The 15,568-nt window shown below is 56.9% G+C and carries 16 protein-coding genes; 1 reads left to right on the top strand and 15 read right to left on the bottom strand.

Translation table 11 applies throughout. The features are described from left to right. From QEH57_RS16745 to QEH57_RS16760, 4 genes are read right to left on the bottom strand one after another with little or no spacing between them, the layout of a single operon-like run. Positions 1-765 (bottom strand): flagellar biosynthetic protein FliR, encoded by a 765-nt coding sequence (locus QEH57_RS16745; RefSeq protein WP_309007917.1) that lies wholly within the window; start codon positions 763-765, stop codon positions 1-3. 31 nt (positions 766-796) lie between these two features. Next, complete coding sequence (gene fliQ, locus QEH57_RS16750) at positions 797-1,066, bottom strand: flagellar biosynthesis protein FliQ (RefSeq protein ID WP_309007918.1); 270 nt, start codon at positions 1,064-1,066, stop codon at positions 797-799. Beyond that, a complete protein-coding gene (gene fliP / locus QEH57_RS16755) occupies positions 1,063-1,839 on the bottom strand; it encodes a flagellar type III secretion system pore protein FliP (RefSeq protein ID WP_309007919.1) in 777 nt (258 codons plus the stop codon). The genes fliQ and fliP overlap by 4 nt, the downstream gene beginning before the upstream one ends. Continuing rightward, positions 1,836-2,324, bottom strand: coding sequence for a flagellar biosynthetic protein FliO (locus QEH57_RS16760; RefSeq protein ID WP_309007920.1), 489 nt, complete (start codon positions 2,322-2,324; stop codon positions 1,836-1,838). Before QEH57_RS16760 ends, fliP begins: the two co-directional genes overlap by 4 nt. A gap of 401 nt (positions 2,325-2,725) precedes the next feature. On the opposite strand from QEH57_RS16760, the gene QEH57_RS16765 reads away from it, so the two are divergent. Next, positions 2,726-4,585 carry a methyl-accepting chemotaxis protein gene (locus tag QEH57_RS16765; RefSeq protein ID WP_309007921.1) on the top strand — a complete coding sequence of 620 codons (1,860 nt, stop codon included), beginning with the start codon at positions 2,726-2,728 and terminating at the stop codon, positions 4,583-4,585. 198 nt (positions 4,586-4,783) lie between these two features. On the opposite strand, the gene fliN is transcribed toward QEH57_RS16765, so the two are convergent. The 11 genes from fliN to fliG all read right to left on the bottom strand — a co-directional run bounded on the left by fliN (position 4,784) and on the right by fliG (position 15,563). After that, positions 4,784-5,032 carry a flagellar motor switch protein FliN gene (gene fliN, locus QEH57_RS16770; RefSeq protein WP_008102439.1) on the bottom strand — a complete coding sequence of 83 codons (249 nt, stop codon included), beginning with the start codon at positions 5,030-5,032 and terminating at the stop codon, positions 4,784-4,786. A 2-nt stretch (positions 5,033-5,034) separates the two neighbouring features. Beyond that, on the bottom strand, positions 5,035-6,057 hold the full coding sequence (locus tag QEH57_RS16775; RefSeq protein ID WP_309007922.1) for a flagellar motor switch protein FliM: 1,023 nt from the start codon (positions 6,055-6,057) through the stop codon (positions 5,035-5,037). A 23-nt stretch (positions 6,058-6,080) separates the two neighbouring features. Next, on the bottom strand, positions 6,081-6,542 hold the full coding sequence (locus tag QEH57_RS16780) for a flagellar basal body-associated FliL family protein (RefSeq protein ID WP_309007923.1): 462 nt from the start codon (positions 6,540-6,542) through the stop codon (positions 6,081-6,083). 123 nt (positions 6,543-6,665) lie between these two features. Beyond that, on the bottom strand, positions 6,666-8,201 hold the full coding sequence (locus tag QEH57_RS16785; protein WP_309007924.1) for a flagellar hook-basal body complex protein: 1,536 nt from the start codon (positions 8,199-8,201) through the stop codon (positions 6,666-6,668). 61 nt (positions 8,202-8,262) lie between these two features. Further along, the gene (locus tag QEH57_RS16790; RefSeq protein ID WP_309007925.1) at positions 8,263-8,826 is read right to left on the bottom strand and encodes a flagellar hook capping FlgD N-terminal domain-containing protein; all 564 of its coding nucleotides are present in this window, start codon (positions 8,824-8,826) and stop codon (positions 8,263-8,265) included. A 359-nt stretch (positions 8,827-9,185) separates the two neighbouring features. Next, positions 9,186-11,597, bottom strand: coding sequence for a hypothetical protein (locus tag QEH57_RS16795; RefSeq protein ID WP_309007926.1), 2,412 nt, complete (start codon positions 11,595-11,597; stop codon positions 9,186-9,188). Positions 11,598-11,599: 2 nt separating this feature from the next. Further along, entirely contained in the window at positions 11,600-12,214 is a 615-nt protein-coding gene (locus QEH57_RS16800) for a hypothetical protein (protein WP_309007927.1), read from the bottom strand. Between the two features lie 11 nt (positions 12,215-12,225). Continuing rightward, positions 12,226-12,666, bottom strand: coding sequence for a flagellar export protein FliJ (gene fliJ, locus QEH57_RS16805; RefSeq protein ID WP_309007928.1), 441 nt, complete (start codon positions 12,664-12,666; stop codon positions 12,226-12,228). Continuing rightward, entirely contained in the window at positions 12,663-13,985 is a 1,323-nt protein-coding gene (locus QEH57_RS16810) for a FliI/YscN family ATPase (RefSeq protein WP_309007929.1), read from the bottom strand. Before QEH57_RS16810 ends, fliJ begins: the two co-directional genes overlap by 4 nt. After that, the gene (locus QEH57_RS16815; RefSeq protein ID WP_309007930.1) at positions 13,982-14,578 is read right to left on the bottom strand and encodes a FliH/SctL family protein; all 597 of its coding nucleotides are present in this window, start codon (positions 14,576-14,578) and stop codon (positions 13,982-13,984) included. The genes QEH57_RS16810 and QEH57_RS16815 overlap by 4 nt, the downstream gene beginning before the upstream one ends. Continuing rightward, a complete protein-coding gene (fliG, locus tag QEH57_RS16820; RefSeq protein ID WP_309007931.1) occupies positions 14,556-15,563 on the bottom strand; it encodes a flagellar motor switch protein FliG in 1,008 nt (335 codons plus the stop codon). The genes QEH57_RS16815 and fliG overlap by 23 nt, the downstream gene beginning before the upstream one ends. Positions 15,564-15,568 lie beyond the last annotated feature (5 nt).

The raw sequence follows: 15,568 nt of genomic DNA on the forward strand, positions 1-15,568 counted from the left end.
TTACGCCTCCGGTCTGAACAAAATGAAGCGAAGCATCATTTCTGGGGTTTCGGAAATGTAGTTTACCGCATAGTGCGCGATAAGGCCTACCGTGAGGACCAGCACCGTAGTGCCGAGAAAGATACGAGCCGAGAAGCTCAGGATAAAGACGTTCAACTTTGGAACGACCTTACCCAGGACCGCAAACACGAGGTTCACCAAAAAGTTTACCGCAATGATAGGAGCCCCCATCAAGATGCCGATCTTGAAGATATCCGCCGTCTTGAGGATGATGTAGTCCGCCGCGTAGGAATTCAGTCCGAAGTAGCCGACCGGAGCGATCTCGAAACTACGCATAAAGGCGATCAAGATATCGTACTCGCTGCCTGAAAGCAAAATCGCCAAGCCGAGGAAGTAGATAATCGTGCCCAGCGGATTTCCTTGGCTCGCGGATCCGGGGTCGAAGGCTTGGCCCGGCTGCAGGCCGATTTCCACCGTGATCACGTGCGAAGCGAAATCGAGCACGAAAAAGATCATGCGAATCGCAATCCCCATCAAGGCGCCCACCACGAGCTCCTTGGCGAACCAGAGGGCAAGGCTCCAAACGTCCGGCGGCATCACGATGTCGAGCTCCACCATGGGCAGCGCCATCATGGCGAACGCGGAGGCCAGAGTGATCTTGGCCACCGCTGGGATCGAGCCATGCGAAAAGACAGGAGCTGCCAAGAAGAGCCCGAGCACGCGCGTCAGGATCAACAAGAATACAGCTATATCGTCTATCGTCATGATTCAGTGGATACGTATTTCCGTTTACTTCCTAAAATGCGACCTCGGGGATCTTCTGGTAGATTTCGATGGTGAATCCCATCAAGGTTTTGAGCAGCCATGAGGATCCGATGATCAAGATCCCGCCCACCGCGAAAAGCTTTGGAGCGAAGGAGAGCGTCTGCTCTTGGATACTGGTGACGGACTGGATCAAGCTGATGACCAAACCGACCACGATCGTGGTAATGAGAATCGGGCTGACCAGCATGAGCGCGTTGGTCACAGCCTGACGGAAAAGTTCGATAGCGGTTTCGAGGTTCATATGTTGAAGCTTTGTACCAGAGATTTAATTACGAGCGTCCAGCCGTCCACGAGGACGAAGAGCAGGAGCTTAAAAGGGAGAGAGATTACGACCGGCGGCATCATCATCATACCCATCGCCATCAGCGTGGTACCGACCAGGAAGTCGACCATGATGAACGGGAGGAAGATCAAGAAGCCCATCTTGAAGGCCGTGCGGATCTCGCTCATCACGAAGGCCGGCACCACCACCCGCATGGGCAGGTCGGAAGCCGTAGTCGGACCGTAGTCCGCCAGGTCCAGGAAAAATTCGATATCGGTCACCTGAGTTTGCTTCAACATGAAGTCGCGCAAGGGACCCGAGCCCGCTTCGAAGGCTTCCATGGTCGTGATCTCCTTCGCCATCAGCGGCTGCAGCGCATTGTCGTTCACATTGCTGAGAACCGGCTGCATGATGAAGAAGGTAATAATCAAGGAAAGGCCTACGATGATCTGGTTGGAAGGCGCTTGGTGAACGCCGATCGCGGTACGCACGAATCCGAGCACGATGATGATGCGGGTGAAGCTGGTCATTAGCACCACGATCGATGGTCCCAAGGTGAGCAAGGTCATCAGGAGCAAGACCTGAATCGCCGCTCCCACGTCCTGCGTTCCGCCGTCGCCGCCCATGTTCACGCTGAGCTGCACGCCAGTGCCGCCGATCGAACCGGCGTCTTGGGCATCCTGAGCCGACAGCCCGCCCACGAAGGAGACAGCCAACAAAAGTATCCAGATAACGGATAGACGATGCTTCACGCCTGCCCTCCTAGATTCGCGGCGTCCTCGGGAGCTTCCACTTCCGGGAACTCCTCGCTGCTGTTCTGCAAAGTCGTCAGGTAGTCGATCTTGCCCGGCCCGACCCCGATCAGGATCTTTTGGCTGCCGTATTCGACCACGGAGAGAAACTGGCGATTGCCCAGCATGCGCGTTTCCGCGATCTTCAGCTTCCCTTCCGACTTGGAAAAGTTCTTCCGAATGATGCCGCTGCGGAAGAGAAACCAAACCACCACCGCCAAGGCCCCGATGATGACGGCGTAGCCGAGCAAGGTGATCAAGGCGCCCGAAGAGGCCGAGTCCCCGGAGAACAAGCCCTGCATGGCCTGAGTCGACGACTCGTCACCCGCTTCTCCCGCAGGACGAGGACCGCCAATGACCTCGTCTCCGTCGATTGCGGAGGCGAACTGGCAAAGGGCTGAAGCCGCTGCGATAGAGAGCGCGGCAATGGTTTTGCGGAATGACATAGGAAATAGGTGGTTGGTGCGCCCATAACTTAGCAACGCAGGTGCCAACCAAACCTACCCGAAGCTAACCCACTTCTAACCAATAAGATAAAAAACAAAAAAAGATTTAAGTTATTCGAAAAATGGTCGTGTAGGCAGATATTTCCTAGGGCAAGCCCGAGCCCCCGGGCAACTGCCTCCTAGTCCCGTTTCCGCCCCCCGACAGCTCCAGAAATGGGAGGAAAATCCTTCAAAAAACCGGCTTCCGGACTCCACAGAAGCCGGGGACCGCAGGTTTTAATACGGTGTTGATAAGTATCAGACTCGGCCCCCGTTAAGCGATAATCGCAGGGGACGATAGTTTTTAGGAAGCGAGGAACCCCTTCGCCCCTCCCCCAGAAACACCCCACCCGAGCACGCACATGAGCCTCTTCGGAAAGAAAATTCATACCAAAATCACCGTCCTATCCATCTCGCTGGTCGCCCTAGTGGCAACCTTCGGACTCATCCTCACCGTCAGCGCCTGGAAACGCACAAGCCAGCAACGGGACTTCGAAATCCTAGCGAAGCTATCCGAAAACACCGCGACCCTCTACTCCAGCTTGAACAACGCGAAGCACTACACCTCGGCTTACGCGCGATCGAAAGGGCTCTACGACGACCTCAGCCTCTTTAGGACGAACATCTACACCAAGCAGATCGACAGCGTCCGCAAGGAGTTCGCCAGCATCCAACCCCTTCTCGAACAAGTTGGGGAAAGCGTAGGCTCTCAGGATTTCCAGCAAGCCATCCACGAACTACGCGATGCTTCCCGGCTCATCGAAGACGCATTCGCGTATATTGAAGGGCTCCGCAGCTTGGAGGATCGAAAGGTAAGGCCAAATCGCAGCCAGTTCGAAGAAGCCGAGGATAAGATAATCGAGTTCTACTCAATCCTCATCCGCGAAGCGAACCAGCCTGACCTCGTACGCCAGATGGTTTGCATCCAGAGCGCCCTCCGCATGAAGCGTTTCTTCATGCTCTCCCGCGGCACCTTCATGGCCGCCTATTGCAATCGAGGCAACGCAACTCCCTCGGAACGCACCAATGCCCTTTCCTCCTACGACGCCTTCGAAAACCAGACCGGCATCATTCGAAGTTTCGCGAATGGAGAAAACCTTCCCGTCCTGGAGGAGCTTCTACAAAGCGACGCCATCGCCCACTTTAGCGAACTCGCAAAAAATCTCCGCTCCCTCTCCGTCCCGGCTGGCGAGTCGCTTATTATAACGAATACCGACAAGTACGCAGCGAACACCCGCAACTATTATTATAAAGTAGACGACGATTTCCAAAAGGCTCTCAACGCCTTCGCCCGCAACGCCAGCCAGTTCAGCACCCAAGAAAGACAAAAGTCGCAAAGCGCGAGAAACTGGCTCACCAGCCTGATGCTTTTCACTATAATATTTTCGGCAACGATCTCCTATCGGATCGGAAAATCGATCATCGACCCGATCAAGCAGGTCGTAGCGACTCTGAAGGAAAAGTCGGATCGCAGCACTGCTGCCGCGAAAAGCCTAGCCGAAGGCAGCATCAACCTCGCGAACGCATCGAGCCAGGAAGCCGCATCCCTCGAGCAAATCAGCGCCACCATCCTAAGCATTACAAACCTAGTGGAAAACAACGTTCAGCTTATCGACGCAGCCACCCAGTCTTCAGGCAAGACCAGCGACGAAGCCGACTCCGGCCTGGAAGCGATGAAGAACATGAACGAAGCAGTCGCCCTCATCCAGGAGTCCAGCCAAGAGGTAGCTAAAATAATGGAGACGGTGGAAGACATCGCCTCGCAAACCAATATACTCGCCCTCAACGCAGCCGTGGAAGCAGCCCGGGCAGGAGAGCAAGGAGCAGGTTTCGCAGTCGTAGCCGACGAAGTCCGCAACCTCGCCATGCGAAGCTCCGCTGCCGCTCGGGAAACCGCGAGCAAGATCAATGCGGCCCTCGCCAACTCGAACAAAGGCGCCAAGATCAACGACGGCGTAAACCAAAACCTCAACGCGATCGTCGGCACCTCCCACGAATGCCTCAGCTCCGTCGTAGAGATCCAGAACGCGCTGCAACGACAGACCGACTCGATCGCCCAAATCAATACCGCCATTTCCCAACTCAACGGCGTCACCCAAGGCATCGCCGCATCCTCCGAGGAAAACGCCGCCAACGCAGCCGACATACGAGCGCTCGCGAATTCCCTAACCGACACCGTCGGCGTCCTAGAAGAACTCGTAACCGCCGATCCGCACGCCTAGCCACTTATATCGTTATACGATCACCCGCTCTCTATAGCGACCGCCCCACCTTCTCCCAAGGCCCCGTCTTCCAGCCCGAGCAGCCATTCGTCGAATTCGATACAGGCACAAAGAAGCCGCGCCCCTCTTCACAAGGGCACGGCTTCTTAAACATATCAGTTATACAATCAAATACTACGGCGGCCTCAGCGGCGCCTGCTAGCCATTGGCCATCTCGGTTATCTTGATGCCGAAATTGTCCTCCACCACGACCACTTCCCCGTAGGCGATGAGCTTGTCGTTGATATAGAGTCCGACCGGGTCCTTGGCTTCCTGGTTAAGCTGGATCACGGAGCCAGGCACCAGTTCCATGACCTCCCGCATCGGCATGCGGCAAGATCCGAGCTGGACCGTGAGCTTCACGCGCACGTCCATCAATAGGCCGAGGTCCTTTGTTTCTTCTAGCATGTTCATTCTTCAGGCAATTCCTCTTCTACTTTTTTATTAAGTTTCACGCCGACCCGGTTGTTCTCCAAGCCGATCTCTCCAGTAAATTTTATCGTATTCGAAAGTCTAACACGCGTGTTCTTAAGCACGCTCTTGGGGAAGCGGATCACGTCGCCCGGACGCAAGTTCAGCACTTCCTTGGTGGTAAGGCTATCGCCGTCCCACTCCGCTTGCACAGGGATGTCGATCTGGTTGAAGCTCGACTGCCAGCTGCTCTCCGACTGAGCCAAGTCCAAGCCGAGATCCTTCTCCTTGGCCTCGTGCATGCGCTTGATGATCGGCTCCAAGGTGTAGTAAGGCAGGCCGATCTGGATCGTTTCGGAGCAGTCCCCCACTCCCGCTTCCATAGAAAGCACCAGCATGATGGCATCCGCCGGAGACGTCTCCAAGAAACGTCCGTTGCTTTCGTGCCCGATGATAGTGGTATCGAGCTCCTGCTCGGACTTCCACTGGCGGCACCATTCCTCGAGTACGATGCTCACCACGTCGTCGACCAAGTTCGTCTCGATCTCGGTCAGGTAGCGCTCGCCTTGCACGGAGTGCCCCTTGCCCCCGAGCATGCGGTCCACCATGGTGAGAGCCAAGCGCGGGTTGATATCGATAACGCCTACCCCGAAGAGCTGCTCGATCTTGAAGAGCACCACGTGGGCCGGGTTCGGGATCGTCTCCGTGAACTTGCTATAAGTCAGCGTCGAGAGACGGGACATCTTCAGCGAGTATTCCAGACGGAGGAAAATGGAGAGACGAGCCGCGAGGTAGCGGATAAATTCCTCATGGCGGATACGGACGCGACGCAGCTCCACTTCCGTCAGGAAGATCGGGTTGCGGAAGTCGTAAGGCTCGATGCGAGTCCCCTTCGGGGTCTTAACCTTGTTACCTTCGGGATCGTAAATGATCTCCTCCGGTTCCTCCATCGCCTCTTGGATAAGAGCGTCGATGTCGGTTTGGTTTAGCAGTTCGCCTTCTGTCTGGTCGTCGTCAGCCATGTTTTATCGGTATGCAGTTCCTGCTACTGCGTTACGAAGGAGTCGAAATAGATTTCCTCGACGAGCGGCTTGCCGAGGTGGTGGTTGAAGCCTTCGCGCAGCTGGTTGCGCACGATGTTCTTGATCTCGCGCTTCTCGAGATCGGCCAAGGTTAGACCTCCCAAGACGCTGTCCGCATGGTCGCGCAAACGCACCTTCTTCGCTTCGATCAAAGCCACGAAGTCCGGATGCTTGCCGTATACGGTAAACACGGCCTGCACGAATCGCGTTTGGCTGGTACCCAACACATTGGCGATAACCGGCTCGAAGGAGTACTCGAGCTGAGCCCCGGACTCGTCGTACGTGATCGAGAGATCTTCCGCCGTAATCGGAGCGGCCTCCCCTGGTTCGGGAAGCTCGGCCTTGATCATGGGGATGATCATGAACTTGAACATAGCGAAGGAAATCACCGGCATGAGCACGATAACGAGGAGGGCGGGAATCATCCCGCTACCTCCTCCACCTTTCGCGGACTGTTGTGGGGCTTCTGAAGCTGCTTGTTCTTCTGCCATATTATTCAGTCTTCGAGGTTATTACTACTATTTTAGGTTAGGTTACCTAGTTGTTGGTTATCGCTTCAGGTTTACGACTTCCTGAAGAATATCATCGGATACCGTGATGATACGGGATCCCGCCTGGAAACCACGCTGCGTGGTGATCATGTTGGCAAATTCGTTGGTGAGATCCACGTTGGAAAGCTCAAGGGCCCCCTGCTTGATAACACCCAGGCCACTGGTTCCTGCGACCTGCAGGCCTTCGGTGTTCTCTCCATACGGATTCTCCTTCAGACCGGCGGCTCCAAAAGCTGAATACAAATTCTGGCCTTCGCGAATAAGGGCGGTCTTATCGTTGAAGTCTACGAGTTGGATCTGGCCGCGGCTAAAGCTGTCACCGTTGTTCAAGAAGTATACGATCCCTCCCTCGTCATCGATGGAGAAACGGCTGAGTTCCGGCGTTTGCTCGCGAGTGACCGCCGATACGACCGCCTTGGCTTCGTCCAATGATTGCGGGAAAGTCGCCATTATCGATTCAACGGTACCCGCTGCATCGATATTCGCCGCCCAAGACAACTCGCCTCCGGACGATAAATCCGCGAACAAATCTCGAACTGCGTTTCCATCTAGAGTGATGGCGTCATTCGCATCGATGTCCGCACCGTACATAGCATAGAAGAAATCGCTGCTCACCGCCTGTTCGATTTCAGCATCGGTTACGACTCCCGAAAGACTTCCCTGGTCGCTCACGTTCCTTAGAGTCTTCAGATTCGTCACCGCATCCTCCATGAAAGCATGCCAACCAGTGACACCCGTGATTTCAGTCGGAGTATCCAAATCGTCAAAAACGAAAGCGCCCACTCTATGCGGATTCTCAGCATCCGCTCCATATACGACCGAACTCGTATCGATGGTGCCATCACCATTGAGAGTCGCGCTTCCCCAAGTGGTCGAGCCCGATGAGGTTTCACCGATAAGGTGATTCGTATACATCACTGTATTACGCTTCTGACCGCCACTCTGGAACGCTTCATCGTACACTTCAGCATCGCCCACATTATAGTCCAAGCGAATATAATCATATTCGGAAGGGCGGATCGTTCCCGTCTGCGTATCCTCGTTGACGACGAAGTTCATCTTACCGTTTGCGTCTACGTCAACTTCGTAGCCGATAGAACCACCGGTCAAACCTCGCACCCGCATGCCGCCACTGGTCACCAAGTAACCTTGGTCATCGATACGGAAATCGCCGCCACGAGTCGCGTACTGGGTGTTCGTTTTCGGGTCCTCTACGAGGAAGAAACCTTCACCCTGGATAGCGAGGTCGGTCAATTGGTTGGTCGAGGAAAGTCCACCTTGGTGGAACTGGCCCACGATGCCTTCCACCTGCACGCCCAAGCCCACTTGGGACGCCTGCACGTTCGAGCGATCGCCGCTTGCCGGCGACGGAGCGGATTGCTTGAGGACCTGATTGAACGTCTCCGAATACTTGATACGGGAAGACTTGAACGAGACGGTGTTAACATTCGCGATGTTGTTACCGATGACCTCCATCCCTTTCGAGAAACTGTTGAGGGCGCTGATTCCGCTGCTGAGTGCTCCAAATGCCATGATTAATTAGTGAGTTTTAAATTGTTGCTGGTTGGAAAATGAGGGTGATCGAAAATGCTGCCTAGTCGGAGCTCTGCTCGCCGACGAAGGGTTCGGTAATTGTCTGGGCCGCCTGGGTGATCGCATCCGCTACCGCTTGAGCGATATCGCTGGATACCTGCTTGGAAGAGCTGACCGCGCCAGTGTCTCCACCGCCGGGAGCGACTCGGAAGATATTGTCGACGCTACGCCCGTTGGTGTTGCTACCGTCTAGAAATACAATGGTCTCGCCGTTCTGGCGCTCCACCGAAGTGACCATGCCCTCCTCGCCGGTTGAGAGGCTCACTGTCTTGCCGATGTAGCCGTGGGCAGAAGCGAACTGCTGCACCTGGCTCATCTTGTCGAAGCTCTTGGTCATTTCAGAAGTCATCTCGAGCTGGCTGAAGCTCGCCATCTGAGCGATAAAGGCCGTGTCTTCCATGGGCTCGAGCGGGTCTTGCGACGCGAGCTGAGTCGTAAGCAACTTGAAGAATTCGTCCTGTCCGAGGGCCTGTTGTTCAACACGGTCCTGTCCCGAGCTGCCCGAGCTCGTCGTCGTGACTCCGTCAAGAGTCTGTGCTGTACTGCCTATTGCGTCTACTGGCATTGGGTTGGGTCAATATGGAGGTTCTTGTTGTTCGCGTACGTTTTTGACTGACCTCTTCTAAGCAACAGCGATGCCAACTTCCCACAAACACACGCAACCCACTATTTATCAGCATCTTAAAATGTAACATTTATTCCCGCTAATCCCTTTTTCCCACAGCGGCAAGAACTGCCCAGAAGGAGGGAAAAGCGTGCCTGCGGCACCCGTAGCGCGGAGCTTCAGCCCGCGACCGCAGAGAACAGATCAACGACCGCTACGGCGCGCCGCCCCCGCTCAGAAAAGAAGAAACGGGGACCCCGCATGGGATCCCCGTTCCAGTCTCGAACAATGTACGCGTGTTCGAAAAGTTATGTTGTCGGCTAAGCGTAGGTCTTGAGCTCCTTGTCGGAAATGACTTCCGCCGCTTGCTCGGTTCCCCGTTCGCGGGTTTCGCCTTGCTCGGAGGTCCCGCTGGAGAAACCGCGAGCGCCGGAATTCTGTCCGGCTCCACGACCGCGTCCCTCGCCCATACGTCCTTCGCCCTGGCGTTCCTGCTTGGAGGCAAACTCGCTGAAGTTTTCGAAGGAGGAGTCCTTGCCAGATTCGGAATTCTGGAAATGCGGCGTGGCGAGCTTCACTCCCTTTTGATTCCAATCGTTGGCCAACTCTCCCCAATTCGCCTTGATGGCGCCTTCGAGTCCGACCACATCGGTCTGCATGGAGGTGGCTACCTTTCCGCCTTCCATGGAAATGCTGAGCTTGAGGCTGCCGCCCCCTTCGAAGTTGATCTTCAAGTTCATCGCTCCGCTCTTGTCGGTGACGAGGCGATCGATGCTCTTGGTCAAGGTAGCGACCACTTCCTTCACCTCGGCTGCGGTCTTGCTGACGTAAGAGGTTTGGCGAGCCTTGCTGGCCGCTTCGGAACGGCGGTTCGCGGCAGCTTCTACCTTGGCATCGAAGGATTGCCCTCCGTCCAACGGCTTTTCGCTCCCCTTGCTCGTGGAAGCCTGCTTCAAGGCCGCGCCGAAATCTTGCTTGGCGGCGGGATCGCCCTCCGAGTTTTGAGAGTTTCCGCGTTGGGAATTCTGGGCAGCGGGACCGCTAGCCAAGCCTTGTCCACCCGAGACGCCCGTCACACCTGCCGGAGCGGGAGCGTTGGTCGCGTTCGAGCCCGCCTTCGCTTGGGCAGCGACAGGTTGGCTTCGATTAGCAGCCGCTACGGCCGACTCGCGAGCGAATTGGTTGGCATTCGCTTTGGCGGCTGCGGCGCCCTGAGCCAGCTTCGCGTCGAAACCAGCCCCTTCCTGAGCTCCGCTGCGAGCGGGATTGGCGTTCTCGTTAGCCGCCTTGGCTGTGGCGGCGCGTTGCTGGGCGCCCAGGCTTTGATCGCGCTTGGAAGCGTCCGTCGCGGCAACATCCTTCGCTTCAGCGTTTGCAGCTTCCAGCGTACGAGACGCGCCCAGGTCTCCCATAGGAGCTGACTTAGGCGATGCATCGGCGGCTGACTGGGCTGCTGAAGACGCCGACGCTTGCTGGGAAACGGTCGCCGGCGCAGGAGCCGCGGTCTTAGCGGCGGCCTTCGACAGCCCTTCCGCCACGGCTTCCTTTGCCTTCGCTAAGTCGAAGCCAAGACTATCTTTCGCTGCGGCCGCGTCCTTAGCAGGAGCGCCCTGCTCCTTGCTCAAAATCTGCGTTTCGGAAGCCGACTTGGCAACCGGAGCCTCAGTGGCGGCGGGAGCCATCGGCTTTTCCGGCTTAGGCGCCGACTCGGCTAAAGGCAGCTGAGCTTTCTCGCCTTCCGGCTTCGCGACTTGCATAGGCTTCGTCGCAGGCGCGGGATTCACTGGCGTCTGCTCCTTCACCTCGCCGCTCTGGGCCGGCGCAGGCGTTGCAGCGGAATTGCCTGCCACGGGAGACTGGGCAACTGCTTGGCCCTTCGCTTGGGACTGAGCTGCTGCCTGCGTAGTTGCGGCAGCGCTACTCGCTTGAGTTTGAGTAGCGGTTGCCTGCTGGCTAACGGCTACTGGGGTGGCAGGAGTCTGAAGCGTTGCTGGGGTTGAAGATAGATTCGCAGACGACTCCGTGGTTGCTTGAGCCACCGACGCGGTGATATTTTGCTGAACCGCAGCCGCTGCCACCGTTTCAGCGATCACCGGCGATGGCGTGACCAGAGGAGGAGGAGCGACGGGAGCTGAGCCAGCAGTCCCCTTCCGAGCGAGCTTGGCCGCGCTCGCATCGAGGGCCTTACCCTTGTTCGAGGCGGCATCCTCTTCGGACAGGTCCTCGACTGCCACCTTCGCCTTTTCAGGCGCTTCGGAAACTTGCGGCCGTTCCTGAGCGACTTCCTTTTGAGTGTAGTCAGCTTTCGCCTTCGGAGCGTCGAAGGAGGAAGCGGGCTCCATTTCGTTGCGATTCGTATCCGCTGCAGCGCGGGAAGTCGCCACCGATCCAAAGGTGTTCCCGCCAAACGCCGCGCCGCCGAAGCTGCCGAAGCGACGACCGGAGAAACCGCTGGAGGTATCAAAACTTTGTTCGCCACCCGAAGCTCGAGCGGAGCTCGATTCGGAGCTTTCTTCCTGTTCGCCCTGCTCGTCGAGCATGGCCGATCCAGACTTGTCTGAACCAAAAAGCTTCTGGGCGCCATTGATGGCTTTTTCCCAAAGGCTGTTAAGGGGGCGATCCTTGCCTCCGGTAGAGCTTCCTTGCATGGACGTCCAAGTACCAAAGTTGGCGGACGTCGATTCGACTTCGCGTATCGCTGGTTTAGATACGCTGGTAGGCTCTATTGGCATGATTATCTTTGTGCTAAGTTATCCTTCGAAGTGTCCGTGAAGAGACGGAGCATATCGGAGATTTTGGCAGCGCGGCGCACCTGCTCCGCAATCCCGCCGTTCGCAGTAGCCATCTCTTGGAGGACAGCTCCCACAGTGTCGGATTTCATGAAAAAGAGGATCTTGACGACGGTTGCGTCGTCGAGGTCGCGAAAGATATTTACGGTAGCGTCCGGAGTCAGCGTCGCATAGACCTTGGCCAAGCGCTTGAGGTTTTCCACCTCGTCCGCCTCGAGCCTTACGACCCCCTCCAAGAGGTTCTCGCGCATGAGCTCCACCTCTTTTTTGATTTCCTCGATCTCAGCCCGGTCCGAACCGAGGCGAGCTTCGTAAGCGTTGAGCTCCTCTTCCCGCGCATCCAACATCATGATACGCTTGTGCAGCTCCCGCTCGAGCTGCGAAATGTATTCGGAGGCGAAGCCCCACTCGAAGGGCTTAGGCTCCTCGCGCTTGACCACGAGGGCGGTTGCCTGCGGCTCCGGAAAGAGTTCCGTCCAGTACATCTTCAAGGCTACGAATTGCGTCCCTACCATCAGGACGAGGGCAAGCAGCGCGATTACCAGTGGTTTGGATAGCATTTGCATAACGACTAGATAGCGCTCCTCCGCGCGTTATAAATGTCTTCGATCTCGGTTGCTTCCTGCTTTTCAACCTCAGCAGTGTATTCCTTGAAGCGCTTTTCCTTCAGGTTGGTCACGATCTTGCGGTTACGGGTCGCTTCCTGCAGCGCTTGCATGGCCTTGGAGCGACGCTCCTGGGCCTTTTGCATCAACTTGCGGGCTTCGTCCGCCTGCCGCTTCAAGTCGGCCACCTGATGGGACAAGCCCATGCGATCCATAGGCGAAAAGCGTCGACCGCTCTGTCCATCCCAGGACGCGTAGGTCCCGGTCACCGAGTCTTCGAGTTTCGCGATGTGCTGGTTGATCCGCTCGACCTGGGCGTTGACTTCCGAAAGAGCATTGCGGGCGTTTTGCTCGTCGCGTTCCCTAAGCGCGAGCAGCGGGTCTAAGTTGAAGCTAAATTTTTTCATCGGATCAGAGCAGAGAGTTTCTGGTAACTTTCTTCCCGAGGGACGTTCTCGGTGTACCCTTGTTTCAAGTAGTTCATCACGCGCTCGTTGGCGATGATGGCGGCATCGATCCTCTGGTTGGTACCTCGCACGTAGGCGCCAAGATTTACGATGTCCTCATTCTTTCGATACAGAGCGAGGTAGTCGCGAGCGAGTCCCGCAGTGGCGAGTTCCTCTTCGCTGGAAATGTCGTTTCTCAAACGGCTGATGCTTTCGAGCACGTCGATGGCAGGGAAATGGTTCGCCGTAGCCAGCTGGCGCGAAAGCACGATGTGCCCGTCGAGGATACCGCGCACGGTGTCGGCAATCGGCTCGTTCAAGTCGTCGCCTTCCACCAAGACGGTGTAGAAAGCGGTGATCGAGCCCTTGTCGGAGTTTCCGGTGCGCTCGAGCAAACGAGGCAACATGGAAAAGACGGATGGCGTGTAGCCGCGGCTGGCAGGCGGTTCTCCCACAGCCAAGCCGACCTCGCGCTGAGCCATCGCATAGCGCGTAACGGAGTCCATCAGGAAGAGGACTTTTTTGCCGGCATCGCGGAAGTTCTCGGCGATGCTCGTCGCCATGTTCGCCGCCCGCAAACGCATCGGCGCCGACTGGTCGGAGGTCGCCACTACCACCACCGTGCGAGCCATGCCTTCCGGACCGAGATCCTTCTCGATGAATTCGCGCAACTCGCGACCACGCTCACCCACGAGGGCGATCACGTTGACGTCCGCCTTGGAACCGCGAGCCAGCATGCCGAGCAAGGTCGACTTGCCCACGCCGGAGCCTGCGAACACGCCCATGCGCTGCCCCTCCCCTACCGGAGAAAAGAGGTCGATCGCCTTCACCCCCGTGTTGAAGGGTTCCGAAATGCGACGACGCAAAAGTGGATTCGGGATCTTGCCGGTCTGCGAACTGGGCGTCTGGTAGTGCATCGGGCCGATTCCGTCGATCGGACGCCCTAGGCCATCCACCACGCGACCGAGCACTTCGTTGCCAGCAGGGACTTTGTTGAAGCCGCTGCTCAGCTTCACGTCGCAGCCCGGGTGCACGCCCGCGACATCGCCCAAAGGCATCAGCAAAATACGTTGTTCGCGGAAGCCGACGACCTCCGCATAAACCTTGACCGAAGTTCCCGGCGAAGTGATTTCGCAAACCTCGCCCAAGCTCGCCTGCGGTCCTTCGGACTCGACGATCAAACCAGTCACCTGGGCAACCTTGCCGAGGTGGCTAAGCGTATCCAAAGCGCCAACACGAGCTCCGATATCGGAGGCCCAATCTGGAAGCAAGCGGTTCATGAGGGACGCAAGCTCTCCCCTAGCTTTTGAAGTTTATTGGAAAGCGTTCCATCGATCTTGCCGAAACGGCTGGAGAGGACGCAATCGCCTCGACGCAGCATGTCGTCCGGCACGAACTCGAGCCCCGGGTGCTTGGCTCTCAGGTCGGAGTCGAGCTCGGACAAGAGCGCGATATCCGCCGAGTGCAGGCGTACCTGCATGCGCTCGTCTTCGAGCCCCGCTTCCTTAACCACGCCTTCCACGACCGCTTCCACCGCTTCGGCCGGCATCTCGAAGCCGCCCAGCGTTTGCTTAACGCATTCGTAAGTGAGCGTCATGAGCGCTTCGCGGGCTTCGCCGACGATGGTGGCGAACTTGTTTTCCAACTGCGAGAAGGTGCCTTCCCGCAAGGAATTGATCTCGGAACGAAAATCGATGATCTGCTGATTGTACTGGGAGCTCGCATCCTCGTATCCGGTCTTATAGGACGCGTCCACCTCTTGCTTGTGGGCCTGGCTATCCACACGCGGCATGCCGTCGTAGGCAACCGAGAGGGATACCAGCTTATCCTCGAGTACGAGGCGATGTTGCTTAGACTGTTTGGCCGCCACCATCGAGTGAGATCTCCTCTTGTTCTTCGAGTCTGCGCACCACTTGGATAACGCGTTCCTGAGCTGCTTCCACTTCGGTCAGCTTGACTGGGCCCATCATTTCGAGCTCTTCCTTCAAGGTCTCCGCAGCCCGCTTCGATACCGCCTCCATGACGGAGTCGCGCAGCGATTCGGTCGCGGACTTGAGCGCGATGATAAGGTCGCCGGAATCCACCTCGCGCATGATGCGCTGCAAGTCTGGGAGCTCGAGGCGAGACAGGTCCTCGAAGCTGAACATCTTCTTGCGAATCTCGGCCCCGAGAGATGGGTTGCGCTCTTCGATATTGGTAAGGATAGACTTGCTGTCCTCCTTCTCGAGCGTGTTGAGCAAATCCGCCACCATACGAATGCCGCCGCTCTTGTTGAGCGTGGTCTTCTGCTTCGTATCCAAATTCTTAGAGAGAGCGTTGGCTACCTTGTTGATCAATTCCAAGGACGTTGGCTCCATGATGCCAAGGCGCTCGATCACTTCCTCGCGCACTTCGTGATTGAACATGCCGAGAATCGGGCCGGCCTTGTCTCGTTCCAGATAGGAAAGCACGAAGGCGATGGTCTGAGCCTGTTCGGTCTTGATCATATTAAAGATCTGACGCGGCTCCATCTGCTCGATCTCCTTGATAACCTCCGCCGAGTTGCTGGTCGGCGCGATACGCTCCAAGATGCTGGTCGCCTTAAAGTCGCCCTTGGCGATCTCGAGGGCGCGGCGCGTGTAGAGCGGGCCGCCCAGCAAGGAGCCGTAGCTCGAGAGAATGAAGCTCGAAAACTCCTCGACCGCGGCCTTTTGCAGGTCGGTCTCGATCGCGGAGATATTGGTCATCTCCTTACAGATGATCTCGATGGATTCGTCGTCGAACTCCTTGAGGACATGGGCAGCGGCTTCCGGACCGATCACCACCAGAAAGGTGGCGAGGCGTTGCACGCGTGAAAGGCTTTTGTAATCAGCAGACATAGGAA

This window comes from Pelagicoccus sp. SDUM812005, from assembly GCF_031127875.1.
GTDB lineage: Bacteria > Verrucomicrobiota > Verrucomicrobiia > Opitutales > Opitutaceae > Pelagicoccus.